Genomic DNA, 26009 nt, shown 5'->3' on the forward strand with positions numbered 1-26009 from the left:
AATTTAAAAGGTACATATGGACCATTATGCAAATTAATTTGCACTTTTCAATTTATAATAAATATTATAATAAATATTATAATCTATTGTTCGTATATATAAACTAAGACGCGAGATAGTTTCGGTAGTTCGCCATTTGCCGAAATATTACCAATACCAGACATTGGCGAATAAAACGCATTGCTTTCGTTATTCAATATTACCACTCAAAAAGTTGAGGCCGAATTGCAGAAAAAAGCTCACAAGGGATTATTGTACATTCCTTTAAATGAAAAAGGAGAAAGAGCTGGGCATCTGTTTCAAGGCTTCTTTGTTTGGAAAAAATGCTGGACTTCAAGCTTTAGAATTGCATCTTGAGAAAAGTAAAACAGCTTTGAAAACCATCCAAGCCAAAAAACTTTGCAATCAGCCATTATCACTGTACTGCAATCAACAAATGATGAACTAAATTTTAAGAAACAGTTGGCCGCACAAAGAATTAGTGATTCGTAGAAATGACAAAGGGCGTATTTACAGAATAAATTTTATAGACAACAATTCTAAAACAATTTGGAACGGTTCGCTTTTGGGCAAGGAACTTTCTGCCAATACTTTTAATGATTATTGGAACAATAATATCAAACCCGACATTAAAGAGCCTGTTGAACTACAATCGAAAATATCAAGAACAAATAATGCAGACCTTCCTGCGCAAGAACCTCATCATTTGTTCGAATTCCTGAATACTACTGAAAAACATGAAGACGGTTTGATTGAAGCATTAGGCGGATTGTTATCCGAAGAACTGGGCGAAGATTACGAGGAACAGGATTTCGCCAATAAAATGAGGAAGAAGAGAAAACATAGACAAAAATGAAAGCATTCAACACCAGCACCATTATCCATTTCTTATGATTGCAGACTTGCTTATTCTTTAAAATCTGTTGATGCAGAAAGATTTCTCCATTGCTGAATTTGCTGTGATAATTGAGTGATTTTGTCATTTGCCCTTTTGTAAGCATCACTTCCTAAAAATAAGAGTGTCGGAGGATTTTGATTGGCCACCAATTCAATGAAAGTGTCAGCGACTTTGTCGGGATTCCCTAACTGTTTGCCATCTATTTCATCCATTTTTTGATGTGACGTTCTCAAAAAACTATAATCATCAATTTGTCTTTTGCTAAATGCAATAGAGCCCCGTTTTGCAAAATTAGTTCGGAACCAACCGGGCAAAACTGCTGTTACATTGATACCCAATGGTTTCAAATCATTTGCCAATGCTTCTGATAAACCTGTTACTGCAAATTTCGCAGCACAATAAATGCTCCAGCCAAGTCCGGGTGCAAAACCTGCGATTGATGAAATGTTAATGATGTGTCCTGAATGTTGGTTTCTTAAATAAGGTAATGCTTGTTGAATTACTTTTACAACAGCGAAAAAATTGACATTGAAATTATCGTTTATTTCCTGCTCGGATAATTCTTCAATTGCACCACCAATCCCATAACCTGCATTGTTGACAATCACATCGATTTTACTAAAAGCATTTTTTGTTTTTTTTAATGATATTGCGATTGATTTTTCGTCTGTTAAATCAACTTCCAAAAGCAAAAAATTTTCACTTGTTATATCAGACAACGCAGAAATTTGTCGTGATGTTGCAGCAACTTTATTTCCTTGCAATAGCAATTTTTCTACTAATGAACGTCCGATACCTTTAGACGCTCCTGTGATGTACCATACTTTTGAATTTTCCATTTTTATACTTTTTTGTAGTTGGAAAATTAGAACATACTGCTTGTATAATGATGGTAAAAACAGTACCAATATTTGTAAAAATCAAACCAATCTAAAAGATCTGGGATTTATTCCTGTTTGTTTTTTGAAGAACTTGTTAAAGTGTGCAAGATCGTCAAACCCTAAAACATCACATATTTCAGAAATTGACCAGTTTGTATGTTTAAGTAAGATTTTTGCTTCTGTGCATATTCGCTCAAATAAGTGTTGGCTTGTTGTTTTTCCCGTTACTTTTTTTAGACTACGATTAAGGTAATTGACATGAATAAACATTTCATCCGCATACACATTTGGTACGCGGAGTTTCAGTTTGTCTGTTTTGTGTTGAATGGGAAATTGTTGTTCCAATAATTCCAAAAAAATCATTGTAATTCGTTTGTTCGCATCCCCATATTGAAAAAGATTTTCGGGCGGTGTCCATTTCATTGCCAGGAAGTACAATTCACTGGCATAATTCCTAATCAGGTCGTATTTGTAAATGTAATTGCCCTCTACTTCCCGCAGCATTTTTGAGAATAAACTTTCTGCTTCTTGGTAATTGCTTTTGGATAGTTTAAAAATGGGCGGAATTGATGATTTGAAAAGAGAAATATTGTCTAGATCTAACTTGTAATTACCTTGAAAAAATTCACTCTTAAAAACGCAAAAATATCCTTTTGTTTTAGATCATAAAGGTTGATAAGAATACGGAATATCCGGGTGAAAGAACATCAAAGTATTTCCACTTACCTTGATATTTTGATTACCATACTTAAAAGTATTTTCGCCCGAAAAGAGCATTATTTTAAAGAAATTTCTACGAATGTGAACTGGAAATTCTTGGTTTTTTCTCATTCGAGTTTCAATATGAAACACATTAAACTGCCCAATAGTTTTGTGTAGGTTTTCAGGATATTTATTGAACTTATGTAGGTAAAAATCTTCAAATTTTTCCATTTTAGAGCTATTAGTAAAGTGCACAATTAGTAACGAAATCAAAGGGCAAATTCTTAATCAAGAGGGCAAATTACGCTTATAATTACGATTTGATTTCTTTATGATTAGTTTCTCGAAAACTTAAACAATTGAAAAATTTGGTATGCCAAACACTGCTTCTCACCGCCATCGTCACATTCTTCTGAAAAATACGAAAACATTTCGATTGAACATTAGGCGGTTTATTGCCCAAAGCACAGGGGACTTTTACGAAGAACAAGCATTTGGGAACCTATGGAAAAGAAGAAAAAATATAATTGACCAGAGAAAAAACTATAATTTATCTACGCTCGAAATGAGTTAAACCAATACCAAATGATGTTATTCAAGACAATAAGTACCAGACTTATCGATATTAGTGCTTTAAATCTTTTATGATACCCAAATCACACTTAAAATCATCTGTTAAAGTTGTGTTTCAATAGTTGCTTTATCTATAACTGACCATACTTGTTCAATCTTTTTCCCTTTGAATTTATAAATGACATTTTCACTAAAAAATTCTTTTCCCATTTACATCAGGACCAAGAAAAATTCTCTTTCGGTGTATAGGCAAAACTAAGTTTGCTTGCTACATACAAGTCGTCGCAAGTTAAAAGCTGAACATTAAAATAAAGGTCAGGAATATCTATAAAGTTTTTTTCTAACATTTTTTGATATCGTGATAATCCAATATGTTGATTATTGTAGTAAACATCTTCGTGAATGAATATTCCCAAGTTTTCAACCTTATGCCTGTTTAGACATTCAATGTACTCTACGTAAATATCTTTATATTTATTCATTGTTATATTTTTGAATGTCAATGATTTATAGAATTTATTTTTTTCTAAATTACTGCCTCAATTAATAACAAAGATATACAATTCATTAAGTAGGCGACATAGATCTTCAGTCAAATTCAGCAATAAATTTCGACCGGCTTCCCCTATCATTGGTTCGACTTTTAAAAATAAGGAGGCGGTTAATGGAAGTATAGTAGGGTGGGTCCTAAAGCACAGGATGACGATTACGAGGAACAGGATTTTGCCAACAAGATGAAGAAAAAAAGGAAACGGCAAAGAGGTCATAAATAGCAATCAGCCACACACCGCCATTAACTGCCACATTCTTATAGCTACTGAGCACAGCCTTTAAATTCACACCCGAACATTAAAATTAAAAAATAATGCAGGGAGAAGACGATTTAAGAGATTTAGCCAAAATAATGGCTTTCATGAGGGCAGTGAGTATCCTTTTGGGCAGCTCTTTTGTAAAGTATATATTAGAAATTTACACCCTTATATGAATACTTGCGGATACCCTTTGCAACATTCCTGGTGTAAAATTACCCAGACCTCCATAGTAATACCGTTTGTTTCCTAAGTTTTCTGCATTGATACTGAAACGGTAGCGGGGTTGATCATAGAAAATATTAGCATTAAAAAGTGTATATTCATTGGTATAAAACTGTCCATTGGCAGTGTTGTTGATAAGGTAGTTCTTTCCACTAAAATTTCCTCCCAAACCAATACCTAAACCCTTCAATACTGCCTGCTCAAAAGTATAGGAAGCATACCAGTTAACAGTATGTTCAGGTCCCGAACTTACAGGACGTAACCCATTGACGGCAGCTTCCGCATTGGTCAATCTGCTGTTGTTGTAGGCATATCCTGCTTTCAGGAAAAGGCCGTCCACAGGACTCGATATCAAATCCAACTCCACACCTTTACTGAACTGGTTGCCCTCCTGCACCGTGAATGTAGGATCCACTACAGCAGATCGAAGGACGTTCCTTACACGGATGTCATAATAACTCAAGGTTGCTGTCAATTTGTTTTTCAACAGGTCAGTTTTCACCCCGAATTCAGTCTGGTTGGCGTATTGAGGTTTAAAGGCAGATACGGACCCATCGGGCTGCGTCACAGGGGCCGTATTTTGGAATCCGTTGTTGTAGTTAGCAAACACGGCGAATTGGTTTTCAATAAATTCATAAACCACACCAAGTTTCGGCGAGAATGAATTCTGATTGTAATTGCCACTAGTGGTACCTGTCACCAGGTTAGTGGAACCATCATTAAGAAACCGGTCAAATCTTGCACTTAGCATTACAGAAAGATGCTCTGTAGGGTTAATAACATCAGAAACATAGATTCCCACTGTGTTTTGTACGGATTTTGTAGCTATGGAAAGGTAACCGGAAAGCTTGTCCGAAATAAGATCTGGATTGATATCATTGTAATTATGATTGATTCCTGAAATAGTGAGTTCATCGTAAACAGGACGCCCGCCTCTTCCGTTCAGAGCATTACTTTCGGAATTATTAGAAATTCTGTAATAATCTAACCCTGCAACAAAACGGTTTCTAACCGGCCCGACCTTGAAATCTCCCATAAAATTCTGTTGGATCTGAATTGTTGTGATTTTTGAGGTTGGATAGTGGCTTACCCTTCTTTGGAGGATAGAGTCGCCCGCTTTGATTCCGAACGTAAGGTAATTTCCTGTGTTTGAAGTGTTTCCATTCATAATATTGGTCTGCATCCTCCACTTGTCAGAGATTTTGTATTCTACCTTCCCGTAAAAATTCCTGGCCGGATCTTTCAAGGTGATGGAATTATTGGAAAATGATTTCTTATAGTTAATGTTCAGCTGCTCCGGGGTAGCTGCCCATGTGCCGGAACTACTTTTTTGTTTGGGGCCAACCGGCGAAAATTGGGGCTCGGAAGTTCCTTCTCTTCCATAAATTTCTGCATCTAAAGACAATATAAGCCTGTCGTTTACTTTGTAAAGGATACTTGGGGCAATAAAGGTGCTTTTTAAGTATCCGGCATCACTGAAAGAACCATTGTAAGTATGAGAAGCATTGATTCTGAAAAGAGCGGTTTGCTCTTCGTTTAACGGCAAGTTTATATCGGTGATAAAGCGGCTAAGGTCATAGCTTCCAAACTGATAGCCTGCTGAGATTTTCTTATCCTTTAAAGGCTGCTTGGTTACGCGGTTGATCATTCCGCCGAATGAAACAGCCGAAGATCCGAAAAGCGTCCCGACTGGGCCTTTGACCATATCAATCTGCTCAATATTCACCAAATCCATATCAGAAGCAGCGTAGCTCACCATCCCGTTTCGGATATAGTTCCTTACCATAAAACCTCTTGATGTATAAAATGGGGAAACTGAAGCCCAGCTTCTCGTTATCCCCGGGATATTGCGCAATGCGTCAGGGAAATTTGAAATTCCCTGCTGCTGAATAACCAATTGGTTCACACTGTTGACGACTTGGGGATTTTCAATGTTCTTTAAACGAAGTTTAGAAGCTGTTTCGCTTGAGCGGTCCAATGATTTTCTTTCAACATTAATAATCACCTCCTCTAAAATATGTGTCTGCACCGAATCTCTTGTTTGTGCATTCAAATCTACCCCAATGCCCAGTGCCGCAATAATAATTATGATTGACTTTTTCATTGTTTGATCTTTTTGCCTTCGCCACGGTATCTCATCCCTTTGGCGGGTACCGGCCATTTCTCATTCTGGTTGTAGTTGTATTGCAGCGCACGGTTTATCATGGCTTGGATCATGTCACCGCTGTGCTGGCCAACGATGTAAAGCGCAGCATCGATCCCGGAAGTTACCCCCGAGGTTGTGATAATTTCGCGCTCATCAACAAAACGCACATCACGGATCAGTTGAATTCTTGGGTACTGTTCTGCAAAATAATCTGCAACAAAGTAATGTGTGGTTGCTTTTCTATCTTCAAGAATCCCGGTGTTTGCTAATAGGTAAGATGCGGTACAAATTGAAACTATTTTTATATTGGGATCGGTATTCCATTTACCTATAAAAAAATTAAGCTTTTCATTGTGCATCAATTGATAAACAGCGGGCATACTTGCTCCAGGGACAATAATATAATCGGCCGTCGGAAAATTTTCAATCGAATAGTCAGGTCTGATTTTCAGCAGGCTATTTTCGGTAACAATTTCTCCCGGCTCCAGACCCACCGTAAAAATTTTGTATTTCCCTTTTGTAAGATTCTTTGCTTTGGAAAAGACTTCCATTGGTCCGGCAAAATCCTGAAGGACAACGTCCTTATAGAGTAATATGGCAATTTTTATGGTATCCTGCTGAGTTGCTTTTGATAGATCATCCATCTTCTTTGAATGGTTTTCAGGGGAATGCTGCGCGTACGAATTCATTCCAAGAAATGAAAGCATTATAAATATTAGGTATTTCATTTATTTTAAAATTTAGTATATAGTGTACTGTTCTTAAATTATCCTAATTATGGTGTAGATACCATGCGTTGAGATAGAATAAATTTAGTTCTTTCAGTTTGAAATGTCGCTGGTATTTTTTTTAATGGATTTCCTGTATAAATCTCATATTGATGCTGATGATTCCCGGTGAAAACCACCCTTTCTACTTGTATTATCTGGCTTGGAATATTGGCACCGTACCATAGTGAATCCGCTTTTTGTTTCCACGTAACTTCATATAGTATCGATCCCTTTGGATAAAAACCATTTCTATTAATTCTTGCATATCGGATCGCGGATCGATTCCCATACAATGTAGACATGGAATGTTTCATAGGATTAATTGAAAATGTTATGGGTGAAAAAAGTAATGGATTTTCAGGTAGGTCACCTAAAACGGAAAGAGAAGCTTTATTATTAATATTGTTTTCTTTTCGGGCACAAGATGATATAAAAATGAATGCCATTATGGTAGTAAAGTATTTAAGAAGATATTTCATTTTACTTATTTTTTATCGTAAATTTTATATTTATTAACATCAAGATGAAGAGGCATAGTGAAAACGTAATCGTAATTTTCAACGGGTTTATGACAATTAATACACTCCTGATCGAAATTAGCATTTTCCCCATAAGGCTTTAAATCGTTTCCTTTCCATCGTGCCCAACCCCATCCCTTGGTACTTGCATATTTTTTCGTGTCTTTTATCATGAATTCTACCTGAATGAATTCCCCTGGTGAAATGTTGCCATCAGTCCCCATCTTTTGTTTCCAAGCTGTTTTCGCGAAAATAGTACCATCTGGCCATGGATTTGTCTTTTTTTGCTTTATTGCATCTACGGCAACATCATTGCCATAAATTATTCGCATTGTACCATTGTCAAAACGATCCGATGTACTAACTGCTTTCCAATGTCTAAAGTTGGGGATATATGAAATTTTATTAAGAGACGGCTTTATATTAGCATAATCAGAAATTGTCGTGATTAAAAGTTCATCATTACTATTCTCTTTTTTAACCAACAAAACTAGGTTAGCGGTTTTGTCTACTGCTTTCCTTACCGCAATAGAGTTAACGTAATTTTTTAATATTTTCATTGAAGTATCATCCAATTTTGCAGATGGATGCAGAGCAGCGTAATTTGGAAGTGGCATTTCACCAGATAGTATTTTATTAAAAGCGTAATACAACACTGCATTCTGTTTCGGTTTTGGCAGACTGTCCCAATTAGAGAAATTAAGTACTTTTCGGGCATCATTAATATGTGAATGAACTATAAAATTGGCAGGTGTTATTTTGTCGTACCAGCTTAAGTTGGGTGTATTTGAATGACAGTCAAAACATGAATTTCGTAAAATAACATTTACCTCTTTAGGAACATTATTTAAATCCTTTGTCGGTGTTGTGTATTTTATTGGTTCAGGTTTGAAGAACTGCAAAAGAAAAAACCCTAATAAGACCATAAGACCTATTTTACTTCCTTTTTTCATTGATTCTTTATTTTAAATTAATAATTTTGACAAAGCAAAGTTAGACACAACTCAAATGATACAAATGCTTTAAAAAGATTAAAGGGTATTTTTTGCCCTTAAAGCGGAAAATTTAAAACTAAATAGTTGTTACTTTGTCCCTATACCTATATTCCATTTAAAAAATTATACTAGGACTTAACAGTATATATATATCAGTACATTTTTGAAGAATTATACGCACAGATTTTGCATTATTAAACTTATAAGCTGGGTTGGTATGCAATGTAAGTGACCTAAAATTGAACTAACATTTACAATACGTGGCTCATCTGATTTTTTCAACAAATCAAGAAATGTTTGAATAATTTATATGCGCCATATACATTGCCTTCATATACTCTTTTAAAGTTATAATTCATACTTCTGTTGCAAGCTGTTGCATTTCGCCCAGTATTTCTTCGTTGTTAATGAGCAAATCTAAAAATCCTTTTTGCAAAAGTTATTTTGCTGTCTAAAAGCCAATACCTTTGTTTGCTCTTTTATTAATATAAATTTTATTTCTTATGTTTTAAAATTAATGTGTAAAAGTAAAATCGCTGAAAAATAAAATTGTTTACATTTTTCAAAAGTAATCAGTAAACACTATTTCTTATTCTGCTTCCTGTTTCTGGCTTAATTAGTAAATATAAAGCAACGTAGGATAAAGAACGACTGGTGACAGTTTTTAGGCATTTTTTCTTAAAAAAAACCGGTAGCGTTTGGATACGTCTTAGAAACTAATTGACTCCCTTTTCCCAACTTTTTCGATTTATGTTTTGTGATTTTTTTGAAATGGCAATTCAAACCAATAATAGTACCAGATATTTCTTTCCAATCTCTTAAAAAAAAATAAGTCTGCAATTGGTAATAGCTTGTAAATTTGCCGCAGGATAAAACTTCCATTAGGATTTTCCAATCGAAAAGCCAATGGTTTTCTTCAACAAGTAACTTGCAATTTCTTCGTTTTTATGTTATAGTAATAAACACGAAGAATTGCATTCATGATGAAACCACGGTTCTTACCCATTTCCTGTTTTCCAAAAAACACTCTCCTTTATGAAGGCCCAACTCTGTTGCTTTACTTGTGATCAGTTCAATTTGTTGTTGGTTCAAATTCCTGAATTGTAATAAAAGTTTAACAGTTCTTTCATTCTGTAAATTTAGCAATTATTACCTCTCTTCGAATTTTTCGATAAAATATCGGTTTGTTCTTTTTTACCACAATTGGACCTAAGCAAACGTTATTTAAGCAGATTTCTAATTCCATAACTAGCCAGAACCCCTTCACCAGTTGCCGCAGCAACTTGCGAAATAGCACCTTCTCTACAATCTCCCGCTGCAAGGATTCCTTTTACAGAAGTTTCTCCAAATATCGATGTTTTTATAAAACCACTTTTATTAAGTTCAACAACGCCTTTAAAAGGAGAGGTATTTGGTTTAAGGCCGATGAAAATAAAAACACCATCTGCTGAAATAACTTCTTCTTTATTGGTTTCATTATCCCTTACTTTTAATGATTGGAACAAATTGTTTTCTCCTGCTATAAATTCAACAGAAGTTTTATTCATGTACGTAGCGATATTATCTATGGTTTTTAACTTTTCTATATAAGTTTTTGAGGCAGTAAATTGATTGGACCTGTTTATAATTTTAACAGATTTACAAAATCCCGCCAAAAACATTCCTTCTTCCAGAGCGGAGTTTCCTCCACCTATTACAATTATGTCTTTATCTCGATAAAATGCCCCATCACAAGTAGCACAAAAATGAATACCCGAACCAATTAGTTCAGTTTCGTTGGGGATTCCTAAAAGTCTGTATGTAGAACCGGTAGATAAAACAACTGTTTTGCTAAAAAATGAGGTGCTTTTAGTTTTTACAGTAAACAGTCCATCTTTTTTTGAAATTCCTACCACCTCTTCACCTGTTTTAATAACTGCTCCGTAGGTTTTAGCTTGCTCTTCCATTTTGCCCATTAATTTTGGACCAGAAATAGAAATGAAACCAGGATAATTTTCAATTTTTTCAGTAAGAAAAGCGTTTCCACCAATGTTTTTTTTCTCCAAAATAAGTGTATCAAAGTGATCTCTTTGTGCATAAATTGAAGTAGTTAGACCAGCAGCACCACCACCAATTATTATGGTGTCGAATATTTTATGTTCTTTTTTAATGTTTAAAGATAAAAGTTCTGTTAAAGTGCTATTATCCGGATTGGTGTATAGCGTCCCATCAATTAAAACCGTTGGTATGATTCTTTTTCCGTTATTAATTTCTTCTATTTTAGATGCTGCCCAATCATTTTCATCAACAGCAATAAATTCGAAATTTATGAAGTTGTCTCTTAAAAAATTCTTTGTTCTTCTGCAATCTGGGCACCAATCTGCGCCAATTAACTGTACTCTACCAATTTCATTTATTCCTAAAATAGAGGATAATTCGATGTTGTCTGGGTTGGTATAAGACTTTTCTTTAATCAAAATCGTAGGTATTATACGCTTACCGTTATTTATAGCTTCTACTTTTATAGTAGCTTCTTTATCTAAATCTACATCTATAAAAGTGAAATTGATATTGTTTTCTTTTAAAAAGGATTTAGCTCTTCTGCAATCAGGGCACCAATCTGCACCGTATAAGGTTATTTTATTCATCTGTTCTTTATCTATGTTTTAACAGTTTTCGGCTTGGTGATGATCGCGTTTTAACCACAAATATTCAGCCGAAGAATTAATCCAACTTGGACAGACATCCCTGCTGAACGCTTTACCGCCATTTGCACCAAGCCGTTAACAATAGTTCTATTTTAGCAAATGTTTCATTGCCATTATATAGCCTGTATGAAGTCCTTCATGATATAAATTGAGTTTTAAGGCATCGTCAATACTAGTCAACTCCATACCCTGAGGAGTTATAATTGTGTTATAATTTTTAAAAATATTTTCTTTATAGTCTGCTTCCATTTTATCAATAGCGATGATAAAGAGGTCTTTTATCTTTTCTACATCCCCCTTGTCAATAGAGCATTCGGGTTTTGATCCTGATTTATAATGGATAAAATATTTTTCCTCCACAACGGGCTTTATACCTACATTTAAATAACACAATCCTTGTTGAGTGACAATAAGGTGGCCTAAATTCCAAATGATATTATTATTAAACCCTGTAGGAATTTCATTTAGTTGTTCAATACTTAAATCTTTAATTAAGTCGAGTACATATAATCTTGTCTTTTTTAGTTTTTCAATTTCTGTTTGCATAATTATTTTTATTATCTATTGTTTATGTTTTGTTTTGTAAATTGGCGCTAACAGTTTGCGGCTTGAGCAAGATGGCGTTTCTGCCAGAAATGCTATTATTAACCAACGAACCACCATTTTTACTATACCACTCTTTAGTAGTCTTTTTTATTTCAGCAAATGTTTCATTGCCATTATATAGCCTGTATGAAGTCCTTCATGATATAAGATAAATGTTAAAACATCGTCAATTTTTGTTAACTCGATGCCATAAGGAGTTGTGAAGGGACTATAATTTTTAAAAATATTTTGGTCATAGTCTGTTTCCAATTTATCAAGAACGCTAATAAATACTTCTTTTATCTTTTTTACATCCGTACTGTCTATAAAGGATTCGGGTTTTGACTCTGGTTTATAATCGATAAAATATTTTTCGTCTACAACGGCATTTAGACCTGCCTGTAAATAACACAGTCCTTGCTGAGCTGTCATAAGGTGTCCTAAATTCCAAATTATATTATTGTTAAACCCCTCAGGAACTTCATTTAGTTGCTCAATACTTAAATCTTTGATTAAGTCAAGAACATGTAATCTTGTCATTCTTAGTTTTTCAATTTCTGTTTGCATATTTATTAATATTTATATTATTTTTATTCTGTCTTGAAAATTATCAGTAATTGCCGTTTTGAGTTGACCATACTGGCGTTATTTTAGCACAGATGCTGCAACGACACACGGTCCTCCCCACTTTTGAAAAACCGTTTTTACTGCTGTTTTTTATTTCAGTAAATGTTTCATTGCCAGTATATATCCTGTATGGAGCCCTTCGTGAAATAAGGTAAATATTAAAGCATCATCAATATTCTTTAACTCAATGCCATAAGGAGTTGTAAATGTGCTATAATTTGTAAAAATGTTTTCGTTATAATCTGTTTCCAATTTATCAAGAACGGTAATAAATAATTCTATTATCTTTTCAACCTCGTCGTTGTCAATAAAAAATTCGGGTTTTGACCCAGAATTATAATTGGTCAAATATTTTTCATTAAGAACTGGCTTTACACCTCCCAATACATAACATAATCCCTGTTGAACGGCAATAAGGTGTCCTATATTCCAAATTATATTGTTGTTAAATCCATCAGGAATCTCATTTAGTTGTTTGATACTTAAATCCTTGATCAAGTCAAGTACGTATAATCTTGTCTTTCTTAGTTTTTCAATTTCTGTTTGCATATTTATTTAATTTTTATTTGTATTCTAAATTATCCTAAAAGTTTGTGCCCAAGCAAAAATTGTCATTTTTACCACAAATGCACCTACTTACCGCGGAATCTCCGCTTTAATCATACTCCTGTTGTTTGCTAGATCTATTTAGCTTTCAGTTTAATTAATTATTAAATCATTGATAATTGATATTGTGTTTTCATTAAACCGTCTGTTCGAATTACTAGTTTTCGTTACTATAAAGATCAGGACAAGTTGCCTTGAATGTCTAGCCATTCATATATAATAAAACTGCAAATCTATTGTTGATAAATACCTGCAGATCTTTTTAAATTATGACCTAATTCTTTCTGTCATTAGTTTCGATAATTTAATTTTCTAATTGTTTTATTATTGAAATTCACTTAAAAATAAAATCAGCAGCCAGTTAAAAAAGGAGGAATTGCTTGAAACAGACAAGCTACGACGTGAAGTCATTAACAAGAAGCACTCAATTTACGAATCACACTTTCACGTTTAATCTCACTACAAATTTTGTATCCAATTAAAGAATTGTATTGATCAATTTTATATTAATAATCTTTAGTGTCTTATAAGTGAAATGAATTCGTCTTCTACTTCTTCTTGGACTCTACAGAATAATGGGTACAATTTTTTAAAGCAGTAGGATCAAAAGTATGAATGTTTATTTTTGATGGTTTGAATTCATTGCTTTGTAAATGGGTATACATATTTAAAGCTGCTTTTGAAGTTGCATAAGCAGTAATGCAGTTATTTGAATAACAGAAGTTGTCATCTTTCATTTTATTGATATCGCCGATTGCACTTGTAATATTAATTATATTTGTGTCTTCACTTTTTTCAAGTAGAGGTTTCAATGATTGTATAATTCTCATAACAGCCAAAACATTCATTTCATAAACTTGTCGTACTTCATCAATATTTAACTGATCTATTTTCTGACCGAAACCATTCGCCATTTCAGCATTATTAATCAATAAGTCCAAATGCCCATATTCTGAAACAATAATTGATTTTAACTCTACTAGGCTCTTTCCTGATGTAAAATCAGTTTCTATTAACTTATATTTAACCAAACCATCAGCATTGTGCGATAATAGTTCAAAACTTTTCGTACTTGCAGCTAGGATGATATCATATTTATTTTTCAACAGAATATTAGCGAATATTTCCCCCAACCCATTTCCAGATTCTGTAACTACTGCTGTTCTATTTACTCTCATTGTGCTTACTATTTATTACGTCAAAATTAGATAGAAACAATTTCTATAAATAACCATTTTTCTATTATAAATGACCCAAATAATGTGTGTTGGTATATTTTTACTCTGAGATGATTTTTTTTATTGTACAGTACGGCGAAACTTGTTTGGTGTTGTTCCGCTCAATTTTTTAAAGAATCTCGTAAAATGGGTCGGTTCCTGAAAGTTTAATTTATAGGCAATTTCTGCAATATCCAGATCAGAAAACTTCAATAAACTTTTACTTTCCACAAGTAATCTTTCCTGAATTAAATCCTTGGCGCTTTTACCTGTTAGCTTTTTCACAGATGTGGTCAAATAATTAGGCGTAATGTTGAGCTTTTGCGCATAATCGCCTACACTTTTGGTATCGACAAACATCTTGTCTACCAGATTTTCAAACCGCTGTGTAATCAATTGTGCTCTAGTTAAATGGTTTTCGGTAGCCTTATAACGCTCGTGAATTGCCTTGCAGAAATATAAAAATGAGACCAACATTCCTTCAAGTATTTTTTCTTGGTAAGGATGTCGATTATTAAAAACAGAATTCATTCTTTCGGCATCAAAAAGAAGAGATTCGAGCTCTTCTTTCGTAGGCATTAATACTTTGCTCTTTATCATTTTTAAAAACGGAAAATCGTCCACTAAATTAGGAACTACATTCATTAAAAATTCTTTTTTGAACATAATATTATAGCCGGTCATTTTTTCATCACGTACCCAAGAAAACACTTGTCCTGGCACTACAAACCACAAAGTATATTCTTCTGTAACAAGTCGATCGGCATTAATGTTCAATTTACTTTCCCCAACATAACTCAATAGGCCTATATGATAAAACCCTTGTCTATAAGGTGGCATCCAAAGTCGAGCTGAAGATTGCAACCTTTCTACAGCATACACATCAAAATTGGGAATATGGCTTCTATGCGGAAATCCTATGGCTTCGTGAATATCGTTGCTAGATTGGAAAACAGGTATCTCAGTTTTCTTCATTTATAAAGGTATTTAATAATGAGTGAAGTATTATTTTTTTGACATTGAACATATTATACGAATGCACTAATCTTAGTTATTTAAAACTTTGCAGTAGTTCGTCATTTCTGTTATAATTTATTTTTGAAATTAAAACCAAACTTTCTACCACATAATAATTAGAGAAATGGTGGTTTCTACATCAGAATATCGCACTCTAGCTGATACAGTTAAAAAAAATCTTTGCTAGGCTATTCCAATTAAAAAAATAAAGTGCTTTTCGAACATCATTAATATGTGAGTGAACTATAAAATTGGCAGATATTTTTATCATACCAGTTTAAGTTGATTGTGTTGAATGACAGTCATAACAGAAACTTCTTAAAATAACATTGAACTCTTTACGAACATTTTTTAGATCTTTTGTTGGTATGCAGTATTTTATTATTGGTCCAGGTTTGCAGAACTGTAAAAGAGTAAACTTAAATAAGACCATAAGGCCTATTATTTCTTTTTCCGTTAATTACTTTTTTTTTTATTTAAAATCTTGGTATAACAAATTTACACACAATTCAATTACAGTATAGATTTAATAGAATTAAAGGGCATATTTTGATCGTAGAGCCGAATATTTAAAACTAAATAATTTGTTTACTTTTGTCTTTATTGCAAAACTTAATTAGTTTGATTTTAAAAATTTATAATAGATGAAAAAAACGCAGTTATACACTTTGATACTTCTTAGCATAAGTGTCGTTGTTCTGACTATCAGCTTAATCTCTTCTCAATATCTTTACTCTTTGGCTAAAGAAAATTTGTGGAATTTAAAATTAGAATCAGGAGAGAGAGAAACCAGAGAAATATCCCGTCTTTTACAGGAACAGCTCAGAAGTGGCTTATCCAAGACTCAAGTAATTAATAACCTTCAAATAAGTATTCAAAATACAGATACAAGTAGTGATTTTATCTGTATGTATAATCGAGAAGGAATTGAGCTCTGTCATCCCAATCCAGCACTAATTGGAATAAAAATTCAGGAAGATAATTCTCAAATAAAAAGAATAAAAGACACAAAGGTAAATACATTAAGAGTGCTCTTACAGAAAGGAGAAAGATCGAATGGTTTACGTGTATTTCCTAACAATTCGAACAGAAGTTCTGAAATCGTAAACATATATCCAGTAACAGGAACAGATTGGATGGTAGCATCTCATGCAAATATATCTGTTCTTGAGAAACAGTTATCAGATATGCATCTACAGTTTGTTTTAAGTTTACTTTTAAGTACCCTAATTATTGTTATTTGTTGTTACACATGTATAAGACTTATATATCGAAAATACCAAACTGCAATAGATTTTGAAATAAAGAATTTAAATGATAAAGTCAGTGAACTGCAAATTTTGAATATACAACTAAATACCAACCAGGAGAAGTTACTAAACCATCCAAAAAACCCTGTAGCTAAAAGTTTGTCAAATGATAACGAAACATTGAAAAAAAGAATACTTACCTATCATAAAGATGAACTTGTAAAACTCGATACAAATGACATTGCCTATGTCTTTTTGAATAATGGAGTTACTTATATTAATACCTTTGAGAATCGTCAATTCAATAGCAATAACAGCCTAGATGAAATTATAAGATGGCTTGATCAAACTAGTTTTTATAGAGCAAACAGACAATTTATAATTAATATCCGAGCAATTAAAACTATATTGCTTTACGGAAAGAATCAGCTTAAGTTAATTATAAAATCTGAAGTAAATATGGATATTATCATAAGTAAAAATAAAGTTGCAGATTTCAAATTATGGCTTGACCAATAAATTGGTTGCAATTTTATGTTTTACGCTAGAAATAGTTATTAATTTCTCAAATAAAATCACCTATTCAAAAGCATTGATCTTATCTATTAAGAAAGCACATCATCATTTTTTTAGTTCAGAAAGAATAAGGTATGTCGTTGGACTGCCATATGAGATGAGCTGGTCTATAAATTGTTGCAGGTGCAGTTGGTCGCGAAGCGCTACTCTCATATGAATATTAAATGGACCGGTAATTCTAAAAACTTCCAGTACTTCGGGATAATTAGTGATCTCTGATAATATATATTTAAGCTTACCATCAAAAATTTTTAACATTATAAAAACTTCCAAGCCATTTCCCATCATCGAATGATTTAGCTGAATGCTATAAGATTTTATAACCCCTAAATCTTTTAGTTTCTCAATACGTTCGCGCACAGAAGATGGAGAAAGAGCTATCTTCCTTCCTATTTCTGCAAATGAAGATCTCGAATCTTTCCTAAGTATATTTATTATTTGAATATCTATATTATTCACCATTGATTAATTGTTTTTAATTACCAAAATAGAATTTTTATTCGTAAAAGTAGCGATATTTCCTTAGAATCAATTTCTTTAGTCAATCAAATCTCTATAATTTTATCATAAATAAATATTATTATTTTTTATATGAATATAGAAGTTTTTTTTATACTAGCAGTTGGAATATTTACAGGATTTTATGTGCAAACTGTAATTGGATTTGCGGGAGCTTTAATAGCTCTCCCTATTTTACTTTTAGGTATGCAATTACCAGATGCGGTTGCATATATTTCAATCTTTTATTTATTTTCAAGTATTTTCTTAATTGCAAAAGAATTTGAAAATATAGATAAAAAAATAATTTTAAAACTTATTGTAACATCAGTAATAGGGGTTGTTTTAGGAATATTAGTTCTTACTTTTTCCAAACCTATATTATTAAAAAAAGGGCTTGGCGTTTTTATTTTATTATATGTGCTATATATCTCTTACGGTAAAAAGAAAATTCAACTAAATAAAGTAGGTTTCATTAGCTTTGGAATTATGGCTGGTTTTTTTTCAGGTTTATTCTCTACAGGAGGCCCTCTTTATGTTATATGTATTGAAAATTCTGTCAAAGACTTTAAAACCTTTAGAGCGACAATGATAGGGGTCTTGGGGCTTGTTACCATAACAAGGATTCCAGCTTTAGTTGTAAGTGGAATATTAAATATTAATCATTTAAAAATGACAATGCTAGTATTTCCTGTATTTCTTTTCGCTCAATTTTTTGGAAAACGTACTTTTATGAAAATTAATGAGAAGCTGTTTAAAAGGATGTTAATGATCCTTTTATGTATTTCGGGGGTAATTCTTATATTTTAAACAATAAAATTATAATTACTTTAGATTATTAAAATTTTAAGTAAACTAAATCCTTTAATTCTTAGTTTATTGTTGAAATAAGTTATTTATATATTAATAAACTAACTCGAAATCGAACTGCTCTTGAATCTTCCTTTTTATAGAAATTGGTTTTCAAGTTCTGACCTGCAACAACCACATTTACGTTATTAGTATTGAACAAATCTGTCGCTGAAAAAACTAGATTTAAATATTTTTTAAATATTTTTTTGTTAAAGGCAATATCAAATTTCTGTATTGAGTTGTTGACATTATAGATCTGTCACGTATCATTGGCACAATAAAATAACTTATTGTAATCTTAATCTCCCAAGGTAAGAAGATGGACTTGAGGTGAAAAATTGGTAATGGCTTTGTTCTCGAAAAGAAACTTAAAACCCTTTGCTTCTGTTTTTACTAATTTACATTAACGAAATACACTTCATTTTTCCTATATCATTTTCACGACTAATAAATTCTTCTTTGTCCTTAAAAAAATAATCTAGCGGAATCGAAAATGATAAATTAGCACTAAACGTATTGAATTTTTTAAAAATGTTGAAAGGTCTGTTTGCTAGTAGTTTGCCCGCTTGAAGGCGCATTGAAAACTACCAAATTATTGTCTTTTGATGCCGTATAATCAACTCCTTGACAAACAAAACTGGAAAGCAGAAGTTTTAAACTCATTGTTCTCATGAAATGCTGGTTTTAAAAAAGAGTTTTCTTGTGACACGTTATATTGATCAAAACTAGCTGAATTGTTTGAATCCAAACTATCGCAATGAGGCTGATTTATTTCTTGTAAAACGATGCTGAAGAATTTATATTCTCGTTAAATTCATAAAGAGCACATCTATTGTGAAAGAAGTTGGATGTTAAATTTTATCGGACTGGTCAAGGTGTTGTTAACCATATTTATTGAGAAATCTCCAAAACGAACCCCAGCTGGTAAACCTAATTTATCTATTTTTTTATGTGCCGATGCGTAAAGTGCCAAATTACGTTCTTTATAATCAAAGTTGATTTTTTTTAATTCATTATTGGCATTAAAAGCCCCAGACTTATTTGCTTTTATTGAATTATATTTTCCATCAATGCTAACAGAAAAATTATGTTTTTGCAACCGAATTTCAAAATCAAATTTAACATAATTGTTGTCTAGTTTAATTACCGTACCTTAAATCACAACTTTCCTATTGTCAATTGCAGTCGTAATTGGTTTTTTATCAAAAAATTTACCGAATACCACAACATCTAAACTTTCTCCAAAATTGTCGAGTTTATTATTCCGGCACTTATAATAAGCCAGGAAACAAAAAAAATGCTTTGTTAAAATATGCCGATATAGCCGAAAATAACAAATGACCAATAAATATTAAATAAAATAATGGATTTAATATACTACGATTCATATTATGAAACTCTTTGAGATAATTTGTATCGTCAAGTCTGCCAATTCCCGCAACTACAGCATTTCCCCAGGTAAAGAAAACACCAGCTAAAAGCCCTGTAAATAATGTAGCCAACAGCAGCGTAATTGTTTTTGTATCTGTAATAAAAGTGCTCATAATTAAAATTGTTTTAGTTTACAAAATTCGAGATATTTATTATTAGATATTTGTTTGAAAAGAAATGTAATTTGTTCTAAAAGAATTTTTACACTTCCTTTTTATCAATCCATTTTCCCACAGTCGGAGCCACGTAATTTTTCATTTTATTTAATAAATCTTCAATAGTATCGCTTACTAAAAGCATTTCCTGATTTACATTTTTCAGAAAACCTTTCTCAACCATAGTCTGGGTTAATGCTATTAAAGAATCATAAAAGCCATTGATATTTAAAACAGCAATTGGTTTTTTATGTAAACCCAATTGCGCCCAGGTAATCATTTCAAAAAGCTCTTCGAGAGTTCCAAAACCACCCGGAAGTGCAATCACGCCATCGCATAAATCATTCATTTTGGTTTTTCTCTCGTGCATGCTTTCTACAAGAATCAATTCGGTTAAACCTAAATGTGCGATTTCTTTAGAACGCAGAAAATCGGGTAAAACGCCAATCGCTTTTCCGCCTTCATTTAAGATTCCGTCTGCTACAGCTCCCATCAAACCTACATTTGCGCCACCATAAACCAGCTCTATATTGTGTTTTGCCAAAGTTTGCCCAAGTAATGTTGCCTGTTCTTTATAAATATCTTCAGTTCCAAAACTGGAACCGCAAAAAACTGTAATTCTTTTCATTTTTATTTTTCTATTTCGTATACAAAATTATAACGGGACGGTTCATTATAATAAGCCACCACTTGTTCATCTATTTTTTTTGCACCTAATCTCCCAATAGCTATTTGCGAACGGTAATTTTCTGCCCCGATGTGAAATCTAATTTTATCAACCGCATTAAAGGAATAATCAAACATCATTTTTTTTACCTGCGGATTAAATCCCGTGCCCCAATATTTTCTTCCATAAAAGGTATAGCAAATAAAAACACTTTTGTTCTCCGGCTCATATTCATAAAAACGAGTGCTTCCTACCGCTTCATTTGTTTTTTTGTCAATGATCAGAAAAGCGCCTTTACTCAGTATTGCATCTTAAAAAAGTTTAAAAAACCTCTCTTTCATAACGGTTTTTGTTCGGATGCTGTTCCCAGATCAAAGGATCGGAAGCTACTTCATAAAGGAGTTCAAAATCAGTTTCTTTCTCGGAAAAACCAAAGTTTTCTGAGCATTTATGTTTTAAATTGCAAACTTATTCGTGGTTGTTGTTCTTATTTTTAGTCCTCCCATTATTTGTGTAAATTTATTAAGTTCCCTACAGTCTAAGTATTAAATTCGTTTCTATCATTGACATAATTTCCATTATAATTGAAAAGTAATTGCGATTTTTCAGTTAATTTATAATTCATCCCTACCTAAAAAACAGGTTGCTATTAGTAGTATCAATAAAATTTCCATGTTTTAATTTTACTATGAAGTTCAATGCATTAAATGTTTGGTTATTTACCATCAGCACTTCGCATCGCTATAAAAATACCCAAACAACGTTTGCCAACTCAAATCTTTTTCTTTCCCGTTTAATAAAATTTGCGAACTTGACTTTTGATACCTATTCAGTCCATAATTTAATTTAAAACTAGCATTTATTCCTTTGGAATTGGTTACAATATTAATATCCGAACCGCTCGAATTATTATCATAGGAAGCATCCTGATTATAAATTAATTCTATCTTTCTATAGCTGCTACTGGAAGTGACGATAAATAATTTTGTAAATCAGTACCCGAAAAGATAATTGGCGTACCATCGACATAAACAGTTACTTCTTTTCCATTTAATGACAAACCACCCATTGGCTACTATTACACCTGGAATTCGTTTCACAGCATCAAAACTACTGCCACTGCTAAGCATAACGTTTTTTTTACATCAATAATGGTCTTATCAGGTTCTATTTTAATATATTCTCTCTTTTTACCAAAACCTGAACATATTCTATTGTGTAACTTTTTGTACTCCTGATAGTATCAGTAATTGCTTCATGTCCGTAGAAATGAAAGAAGAAAAAAACAGTACAACGAAAAATATTTATTCATTTTAAAGATGTTAGCTATGTAAAAAAATGTTTAAAAGATCTTGCTGTATTCTAAAACTTATAGTTTATTTCGGCAGATATGTAAGGAGAAAAATCAAATTTAGAATTGGTAATCTTTTCGTTAAAAATACTTTTTAGTGTTCTCTCATTAAAATAAACAGAACGGGCAGCGTTGACACCAAGCGTAATTGGCAAAGTGATATTCTTATTTATTTTTATTTCAGGTCTTAAACCAGTTACAAGATACTGATGTGTAAACATAGCATCTTTTCCATCTTTTTTGAGTAACGCCAATTGTCCGTTTGCTTCTGCAATAAGGTTTAAGGAAACAGTTTTATTGAAGTTATACCCAGCGGATATTTGAAAACCGTTCATCATTGAAACTCGGAAAGTATATTTCTCTTCAGAATTATAATTTACGTATATTGAAGGAAAAACCATAGGATAACCGAGAGCATTTGTCAAAGCAACTCCTGCACCAAGTTCAAATTTAGGGTTGATTTTCTTTACAAAAAGGACACCACCGTTTCCCAAAATACTGTTTGCATTTACTTTAGAAATTTGGGTTTCGCTTGTGTAAATTCCGGCACCAGCAAAAGCAATAAGTGACCATTTTCTGTTCAACTGATGCATATTAATTACTGAGAATTGAAGGTTTGTAATGTTTGACAAAACCAAATCTTGAGTGAAATTTTTGTTATCAAGAGAGGCATATGCACCTGAAACATCTGCAATCCATACTGAAACAAGACTGTCTTTAATCATTTTTATGGAAATCGGAATTTTTACATCTCCACTATAAACCATTGCAGATCCTTTACTGTTCCCAACCTTGTTGCCATCATTATCTTTGTAGTTTGAGGAACCAAAATATTCAGTTCTAATAGACACTTGCGCCATTGTTTTGACACTCACCATTAATAAAAGTACTACGGCTAAAAAAGCGGCTTTTTTCATATTTATTGTTTTTTTGTTTAAATTACAGACAAAACTATCTTTTTACTTGAAGGCTATTTTTAGCTTTTGACAACTGGTCGTTTTTTGTTGACGAACGGTTTTCAATTACCCATATGAAAAAGGTATTTTTGTAAAAAAAACGAGCAATGTTTACTATCAAAAAAGCAGATTATCTATTTTGGACTTTTATGTTCTTAATGACTTTATTACAATTGTCTGATGAATTGTCATTTTGGGGAGCTTTAATTTATTCAACAGGTATCACATTAAGCTTGCGAATACATGTTATTTATGTTATTAATAAATTAGCAAAGAGGTATTTAAAAATTAATAATTCTACGAAATTTATCATTTATGCCTCTTTAGCCAGCATTTTTACGGCTTTGATTTTGTCAATTCAAGGGTTTGTTATTGTAGAATTGATTTTGTCGGAAAAAATGGGAACGACCTATGAAATGGTTTCACTGTTTTTTGGGATGTTAATGGTGAGCGTCTTGATTTCCGGAGTAAGTTATTCTATAGAATTATTTAAACAGAATATAGAATCCGGAAAGAAACATGAAGAATTAAAAAACAGTGTTTTAGAATCTGAAATAGAGCATTTGAGAACACAATTAAGTCCGCATTTCACATTTAATATCTTGAATAATTTGCAATTTTTGATTCGAAAAGACAAAGATGAAGCATTGGAATTGCTTTCCCGATACAGTAAAATATTGCGCTATTATGTATATGAATCGCAAAATAAATGGATAAAATTAGATGACGAGATTTCGTTTCTCAGGCATTATTTTCAATTAGAAAAAGATAGATCTGGCGAGGATTTACAAATTTCTTGCCAGTGGAATATTCCAGAAAATCAATTACTAATTATTCCTTTCTTGATGTCAACCTTTGTCGAAAATGCTTTTAAGCACGTGTCTAATTTTGACGACAAAACCAATTACATACATTTACATGTTTTTTTACAAAATGAAAATCAACTTTTTTTGAAAATCGAAAACACAAGTGATTCATTATTAAATAGCACAAAAACAAAAGGCGTTGGGCTAATATACGTTCAGAAAAGATTAGAACTTTCATACCCCAACAACTATATTTTAGAAGCTATGTCTGAAGAAAATAAATACAAAATAGAACTACAATTAAATTTACATAAATGAAATGTATTGTTATAGATGACGAGCGAATTGCTCGAGAAGGATTACGTGAATTCATTAAGAAATTTGATTTTTTGGAAAATAGAGGGTGTTTTTCTAACGCACATTTGGCATTAGAAAAATTAAAAACTGAAGCCATCGATTTAATATTTCTAGATATACAAATGCCACTACTCAACGGATTGGAATTTGCCAAAATGATAACAGATAAGCAGTCGATGATTATTTTTACAACCGCCTATTCTGAATTTGCTTTGAAAGGATATAAAGTAAATGCGGTCGATTATTTGTTAAAACCCATATTTTTTGAAGATTTTAAAGCATCCGTTTCCAAAGCAAAAAAAATATTCGATTTAATGTTTCAGCAAGAAAGTATACTGAAGCCACTATTTTTTAAAGAAAATAGCGTTTTGGTAAAAGTTCCGCCCATGCAGATTTTATATATTCAAAGTATGCAAAACTATATCGAAATACATCTTGAAAATTGTAAACGCATCATTGTTCATCATACCTTGAAAAATATTTTAGACGAATTGCCTAAAGATATTTTTTTGCAAATTCATAAATCCTATATTGTCAACACAAAATATATCACACATATAGATGGTGTAACTATATACCTAAACGAAATCTGTTTACCAATTGCTAGAAATAGAAGAGAAGATGTGATGAGATTTTTTCATAAGTGAGTAACATCCCTCTATTTACCAATAAATGTTGCCCAAATACTAGTAATGTTAGATTTAGATAAATATCTTTAAAAAAAGCAATACTTTTTTGTTCTAATAAGAAACTAAAAAATGATGTTGGGTTTATTTTAAATATGAATAAAAATCCAGACAATTATAAACTTCAGTATTTGCTTATTTCAGCTATATCAGTTGAAAAAAACTGAACCTTACTAGTTGCCAATGATTAATAAAGTGAGAAGAAATATTGATGAGCTATATAAAATATTTTTACACAAAGCCCTTCAGAGATTAGAACACTTGACGGTTGCAATTTAATAAAATTAGTCGCTGGTTCCTGAGTAAAAACATAAACCTTCAATTGATATTGATCTAACAATAACTGAAATCAGTAACTTGATTTTTCTTAATTATAATATTCATGGTAGAGGTAAGGCTATTAGACCACCAAATCTATAAAAAATGAAGTGAAAAATGGACAGCAACAATATAAAAAGACTTTCCCGACTTACAGCTATACTGACAATTTTACAAACAAAGAGAATCGTGACATCATTAACTCTATCCAAAAAATTTGATGTAAGTGTTCGAACAATTTACAGAGATATTAAAGTATTAGAACAAGCAGGTGTGCCGATAATTGCAGAAGAAAGAAAAGGATATACGCTAATGGAAGGGTATCGGATTCCGCCTGTAATGTTTACCGAAAGTGAAGCAAATGCTTTAATAACTACAGAACAATTGATACATAAAAACAGCGATAGCTCTCTTACAAAAGAATATACGGAAGCGGTCACTAAAATAAAGGCTGTTTTATCATATTCCACAAAAAACAAGGCTGAATTACTTTCCAAAAGAATTGCTATTAGTCCTGTAATCGCAATCAGAAATACAAGTAGTTCATTGACAATGATACAAAATGCTTTGACAGACTTTAAGGTTTTGAAAATCACCTATCACTCAGCACAAAATAATGATATAACTATACGCAATATCGAGCCATTTGCTTTCTACTACAATTTACAACAGTGTTGGTTGGTTATTGCTTTTTGTCTATTAAGGAATGATTACCGTATGTTTCGATTAAATAGAATTTTAAAAATAGAAACACTTACAATTACTTTTAAACCACACGAACTAACACTAAAAGATTTTTTGGACACCAAAGAAAAAAACTTTAGTATACCTGACATACCGTTGTCATAAT

At 32.3% G+C, this 26009-nt stretch carries 29 protein-coding genes; 7 read left to right on the forward strand and 22 right to left on the reverse strand.

Annotated elements, in window-relative coordinates:
* Nucleotides 1-268 precede the first annotated feature (268 nt).
* Together ACHRV3_RS05880 and ACHRV3_RS05885 are read left to right on the forward strand one after the other, a co-directional pair.
* Nucleotides 269-448, forward strand: a complete 180-nt coding sequence (locus ACHRV3_RS05880; RefSeq protein ID WP_395433165.1) for a hypothetical protein — start codon at nt 269-271, stop codon at nt 446-448.
* Between the two features lie 33 nt (nt 449-481).
* On the forward strand, nt 482-856 hold the full coding sequence (locus ACHRV3_RS05885) for a hypothetical protein (RefSeq protein WP_395433166.1): 375 nt from the start codon (nt 482-484) through the stop codon (nt 854-856).
* Between the two features lie 50 nt (nt 857-906).
* Here the strand turns inward: ACHRV3_RS05885 and ACHRV3_RS05890 are convergent, their stop codons facing one another.
* The 14 genes from ACHRV3_RS05890 to ACHRV3_RS05955 form a co-directional block, all read right to left on the reverse strand.
* Nucleotides 907-1737, reverse strand: coding sequence for an SDR family NAD(P)-dependent oxidoreductase (locus tag ACHRV3_RS05890; RefSeq protein WP_395433167.1), 831 nt, complete (start codon nt 1735-1737; stop codon nt 907-909).
* A gap of 81 nt (nt 1738-1818) precedes the next feature.
* Nucleotides 1819-2283, reverse strand: coding sequence for a helix-turn-helix domain-containing protein (locus ACHRV3_RS05895; protein ID WP_395433619.1), 465 nt, complete (start codon nt 2281-2283; stop codon nt 1819-1821).
* A 159-nt stretch (nt 2284-2442) separates the two neighbouring features.
* Entirely contained in the window at nt 2443-2712 is a 270-nt protein-coding gene (locus ACHRV3_RS05900; RefSeq protein ID WP_395433620.1) for a hypothetical protein, read from the reverse strand.
* A gap of 557 nt (nt 2713-3269) precedes the next feature.
* Nucleotides 3270-3536: an ester cyclase gene (locus tag ACHRV3_RS05905; protein WP_395433169.1), complete on the reverse strand. Its 267-nt coding sequence runs from the start codon at nt 3534-3536 to the stop codon at nt 3270-3272.
* Between the two features lie 487 nt (nt 3537-4023).
* On the reverse strand, nt 4024-6249 hold the full coding sequence (locus ACHRV3_RS05910; RefSeq protein ID WP_395433621.1) for a TonB-dependent siderophore receptor: 2226 nt from the start codon (nt 6247-6249) through the stop codon (nt 4024-4026).
* Entirely contained in the window at nt 6189-6962 is a 774-nt protein-coding gene (locus ACHRV3_RS05915; RefSeq protein ID WP_395433171.1) for a DJ-1/PfpI family protein, read from the reverse strand. The genes ACHRV3_RS05910 and ACHRV3_RS05915 overlap by 61 nt, the downstream gene beginning before the upstream one ends.
* A 47-nt stretch (nt 6963-7009) precedes the next feature.
* Nucleotides 7010-7318: a hypothetical protein gene (locus ACHRV3_RS05920; RefSeq protein ID WP_395433622.1), complete on the reverse strand. Its 309-nt coding sequence runs from the start codon at nt 7316-7318 to the stop codon at nt 7010-7012.
* A 170-nt stretch (nt 7319-7488) separates the two neighbouring features.
* On the reverse strand, nt 7489-8475 hold the full coding sequence (locus tag ACHRV3_RS05925; protein ID WP_395433623.1) for a cytochrome P460 family protein: 987 nt from the start codon (nt 8473-8475) through the stop codon (nt 7489-7491).
* 1262 nt (nt 8476-9737) lie between these two features.
* Entirely contained in the window at nt 9738-11144 is a 1407-nt protein-coding gene (locus ACHRV3_RS05930; RefSeq protein WP_395433624.1) for an FAD-dependent oxidoreductase, read from the reverse strand.
* Between the two features lie 147 nt (nt 11145-11291).
* Entirely contained in the window at nt 11292-11750 is a 459-nt protein-coding gene (locus tag ACHRV3_RS05935; RefSeq protein ID WP_395433092.1) for a DinB family protein, read from the reverse strand.
* 147 nt (nt 11751-11897) lie between these two features.
* Nucleotides 11898-12356 carry a DinB family protein gene (locus ACHRV3_RS05940; RefSeq protein ID WP_395433093.1) on the reverse strand — a complete coding sequence of 153 codons (459 nt, stop codon included), beginning with the start codon at nt 12354-12356 and terminating at the stop codon, nt 11898-11900.
* 150 nt (nt 12357-12506) lie between these two features.
* Nucleotides 12507-12965 (reverse strand): DinB family protein, encoded by a 459-nt coding sequence (locus tag ACHRV3_RS05945; RefSeq protein ID WP_395433094.1) that lies wholly within the window; start codon nt 12963-12965, stop codon nt 12507-12509.
* A gap of 605 nt (nt 12966-13570) precedes the next feature.
* Nucleotides 13571-14200, reverse strand: a complete 630-nt coding sequence (locus ACHRV3_RS05950) for an SDR family NAD(P)-dependent oxidoreductase (RefSeq protein ID WP_395433095.1) — start codon at nt 14198-14200, stop codon at nt 13571-13573.
* Nucleotides 14201-14320: 120 nt separating this feature from the next.
* On the reverse strand, nt 14321-15214 hold the full coding sequence (locus tag ACHRV3_RS05955; RefSeq protein ID WP_395433096.1) for a helix-turn-helix domain-containing protein: 894 nt from the start codon (nt 15212-15214) through the stop codon (nt 14321-14323).
* A 686-nt stretch (nt 15215-15900) separates the two neighbouring features.
* On the opposite strand from ACHRV3_RS05955, the gene ACHRV3_RS05960 reads away from it, so the two are divergent.
* Nucleotides 15901-17025 (forward strand): LytR/AlgR family response regulator transcription factor, encoded by a 1125-nt coding sequence (locus tag ACHRV3_RS05960; protein ID WP_395433625.1) that lies wholly within the window; start codon nt 15901-15903, stop codon nt 17023-17025.
* Nucleotides 17026-17127: 102 nt separating this feature from the next.
* Here the strand turns inward: ACHRV3_RS05960 and ACHRV3_RS05965 are convergent, their stop codons facing one another.
* Nucleotides 17128-17544 carry an Lrp/AsnC family transcriptional regulator gene (locus ACHRV3_RS05965; RefSeq protein WP_395433098.1) on the reverse strand — a complete coding sequence of 139 codons (417 nt, stop codon included), beginning with the start codon at nt 17542-17544 and terminating at the stop codon, nt 17128-17130.
* 129 nt (nt 17545-17673) lie between these two features.
* Here ACHRV3_RS05965 and ACHRV3_RS05970 point away from each other — a divergent pair, with 129 nt between their 5' ends.
* Nucleotides 17674-18390, forward strand: coding sequence for a sulfite exporter TauE/SafE family protein (locus ACHRV3_RS05970; RefSeq protein WP_395433099.1), 717 nt, complete (start codon nt 17674-17676; stop codon nt 18388-18390).
* Nucleotides 18391-18472: 82 nt separating this feature from the next.
* Here the strand turns inward: ACHRV3_RS05970 and ACHRV3_RS05975 are convergent, their stop codons facing one another.
* From ACHRV3_RS05975 to ACHRV3_RS06005, 7 genes are all read right to left on the reverse strand, one after another.
* Entirely contained in the window at nt 18473-18688 is a 216-nt protein-coding gene (locus ACHRV3_RS05975; RefSeq protein WP_395433112.1) for an outer membrane beta-barrel protein, read from the reverse strand.
* A gap of 269 nt (nt 18689-18957) precedes the next feature.
* A complete protein-coding gene (locus tag ACHRV3_RS05980) occupies nt 18958-19104 on the reverse strand; it encodes a hypothetical protein (protein WP_395433626.1) in 147 nt (48 codons plus the stop codon).
* Nucleotides 19105-19261: 157 nt separating this feature from the next.
* Nucleotides 19262-19576 carry an outer membrane beta-barrel protein gene (locus ACHRV3_RS05985; protein ID WP_395433113.1) on the reverse strand — a complete coding sequence of 105 codons (315 nt, stop codon included), beginning with the start codon at nt 19574-19576 and terminating at the stop codon, nt 19262-19264.
* A 127-nt stretch (nt 19577-19703) separates the two neighbouring features.
* The gene (locus ACHRV3_RS05990) at nt 19704-19976 is read right to left on the reverse strand and encodes a hypothetical protein (RefSeq protein ID WP_395433100.1); all 273 of its coding nucleotides are present in this window, start codon (nt 19974-19976) and stop codon (nt 19704-19706) included.
* An 88-nt stretch (nt 19977-20064) separates the two neighbouring features.
* Nucleotides 20065-20646 carry a TIGR00730 family Rossman fold protein gene (locus tag ACHRV3_RS05995; RefSeq protein ID WP_395433101.1) on the reverse strand — a complete coding sequence of 194 codons (582 nt, stop codon included), beginning with the start codon at nt 20644-20646 and terminating at the stop codon, nt 20065-20067.
* A gap of 2 nt (nt 20647-20648) precedes the next feature.
* Nucleotides 20649-20990, reverse strand: a complete 342-nt coding sequence (locus tag ACHRV3_RS06000) for a GNAT family N-acetyltransferase (RefSeq protein WP_395433698.1) — start codon at nt 20988-20990, stop codon at nt 20649-20651.
* Between the two features lie 1057 nt (nt 20991-22047).
* Complete coding sequence (locus tag ACHRV3_RS06005) at nt 22048-22953, reverse strand: DUF6268 family outer membrane beta-barrel protein (RefSeq protein WP_395433102.1); 906 nt, start codon at nt 22951-22953, stop codon at nt 22048-22050.
* A 146-nt stretch (nt 22954-23099) separates the two neighbouring features.
* Here ACHRV3_RS06005 and ACHRV3_RS06010 point away from each other — a divergent pair, with 146 nt between their 5' ends.
* The 3 genes from ACHRV3_RS06010 (at nt 23100) to ACHRV3_RS06020 (ending at nt 26008) form a co-directional block, all read left to right on the forward strand.
* On the forward strand, nt 23100-24116 hold the full coding sequence (locus tag ACHRV3_RS06010) for a sensor histidine kinase (RefSeq protein ID WP_395433103.1): 1017 nt from the start codon (nt 23100-23102) through the stop codon (nt 24114-24116).
* Entirely contained in the window at nt 24113-24802 is a 690-nt protein-coding gene (locus ACHRV3_RS06015; protein ID WP_395433104.1) for a LytR/AlgR family response regulator transcription factor, read from the forward strand. Before ACHRV3_RS06010 ends, ACHRV3_RS06015 begins: the two co-directional genes overlap by 4 nt.
* A 474-nt stretch (nt 24803-25276) precedes the next feature.
* Nucleotides 25277-26008 (forward strand): helix-turn-helix transcriptional regulator, encoded by a 732-nt coding sequence (locus ACHRV3_RS06020; RefSeq protein WP_395433627.1) that lies wholly within the window; start codon nt 25277-25279, stop codon nt 26006-26008.
* The last annotated feature ends 1 nt before the right edge of the window (nt 26009 follow it).

It is taken from the genome of Flavobacterium sp. FlaQc-49 (genome assembly GCF_044005985.1).
Taxonomy (GTDB): Bacteria; Bacteroidota; Bacteroidia; order Flavobacteriales; family Flavobacteriaceae; genus Flavobacterium; species Flavobacterium cupriresistens.

Bases quoted from the DNA above. Each gene is read 5' to 3' on its own strand.
- ACHRV3_RS05995 (WP_395433101.1), bottom strand. From the start codon at position 20,646: ATGAAAAGAATTACAGTTTTTTGCGGTTCCAGTTTTGGAACTGAAGAT.
- ACHRV3_RS05890 (WP_395433167.1), bottom strand. From the start codon at position 1,737: ATGGAAAATTCAAAAGTATGGTACATCACAGGAGCGTCTAAAGGTATC.
- ACHRV3_RS05960 (WP_395433625.1), top strand. From the start codon at position 15,901: ATGAAAAAAACGCAGTTATACACTTTGATACTTCTTAGCATAAGTGTC.
- ACHRV3_RS06005 (WP_395433102.1), bottom strand. From the start codon at position 22,953: ATGAAAAAAGCCGCTTTTTTAGCCGTAGTACTTTTATTAATGGTGAGT.
- ACHRV3_RS05900 (WP_395433620.1), bottom strand. From the start codon at position 2,712: ATGGAAAAATTTGAAGATTTTTACCTACATAAGTTCAATAAATATCCT.
- ACHRV3_RS05940 (WP_395433093.1), bottom strand. From the start codon at position 12,356: ATGCAAACAGAAATTGAAAAACTAAGAATGACAAGATTACATGTTCTT.
- ACHRV3_RS05905 (WP_395433169.1), bottom strand. From the start codon at position 3,536: ATGAATAAATATAAAGATATTTACGTAGAGTACATTGAATGTCTAAAC.
- ACHRV3_RS06010 (WP_395433103.1), top strand. From the start codon at position 23,100: ATGTTTACTATCAAAAAAGCAGATTATCTATTTTGGACTTTTATGTTC.
- ACHRV3_RS05915 (WP_395433171.1), bottom strand. From the start codon at position 6,962: ATGAAATACCTAATATTTATAATGCTTTCATTTCTTGGAATGAATTCG.
- ACHRV3_RS06020 (WP_395433627.1), top strand. From the start codon at position 25,277: ATGGACAGCAACAATATAAAAAGACTTTCCCGACTTACAGCTATACTG.
- ACHRV3_RS05920 (WP_395433622.1), bottom strand. From the start codon at position 7,318: ATGAAACATTCCATGTCTACATTGTATGGGAATCGATCCGCGATCCGA.
- ACHRV3_RS05980 (WP_395433626.1), bottom strand. From the start codon at position 19,104: ATGAGAACAATGAGTTTAAAACTTCTGCTTTCCAGTTTTGTTTGTCAA.
- ACHRV3_RS05935 (WP_395433092.1), bottom strand. From the start codon at position 11,750: ATGCAAACAGAAATTGAAAAACTAAAAAAGACAAGATTATATGTACTC.
- ACHRV3_RS05930 (WP_395433624.1), bottom strand. From the start codon at position 11,144: ATGAATAAAATAACCTTATACGGTGCAGATTGGTGCCCTGATTGCAGA.
- ACHRV3_RS06015 (WP_395433104.1), top strand. From the start codon at position 24,113: ATGAAATGTATTGTTATAGATGACGAGCGAATTGCTCGAGAAGGATTA.
- ACHRV3_RS05895 (WP_395433619.1), bottom strand. From the start codon at position 2,283: ATGCTGCGGGAAGTAGAGGGCAATTACATTTACAAATACGACCTGATT.
- ACHRV3_RS05970 (WP_395433099.1), top strand. From the start codon at position 17,674: ATGAATATAGAAGTTTTTTTTATACTAGCAGTTGGAATATTTACAGGA.
- ACHRV3_RS05965 (WP_395433098.1), bottom strand. From the start codon at position 17,544: ATGGTGAATAATATAGATATTCAAATAATAAATATACTTAGGAAAGAT.
- ACHRV3_RS05950 (WP_395433095.1), bottom strand. From the start codon at position 14,200: ATGAGAGTAAATAGAACAGCAGTAGTTACAGAATCTGGAAATGGGTTG.
- ACHRV3_RS05910 (WP_395433621.1), bottom strand. From the start codon at position 6,249: ATGGCCGGTACCCGCCAAAGGGATGAGATACCGTGGCGAAGGCAAAAA.
- ACHRV3_RS05955 (WP_395433096.1), bottom strand. From the start codon at position 15,214: ATGAAGAAAACTGAGATACCTGTTTTCCAATCTAGCAACGATATTCAC.
- ACHRV3_RS05925 (WP_395433623.1), bottom strand. From the start codon at position 8,475: ATGAAAAAAGGAAGTAAAATAGGTCTTATGGTCTTATTAGGGTTTTTT.
- ACHRV3_RS05990 (WP_395433100.1), bottom strand. From the start codon at position 19,976: ATGAGCACTTTTATTACAGATACAAAAACAATTACGCTGCTGTTGGCT.
- ACHRV3_RS05880 (WP_395433165.1), top strand. From the start codon at position 269: ATGAAAAAGGAGAAAGAGCTGGGCATCTGTTTCAAGGCTTCTTTGTTT.
- ACHRV3_RS05945 (WP_395433094.1), bottom strand. From the start codon at position 12,965: ATGCAAACAGAAATTGAAAAACTAAGAAAGACAAGATTATACGTACTT.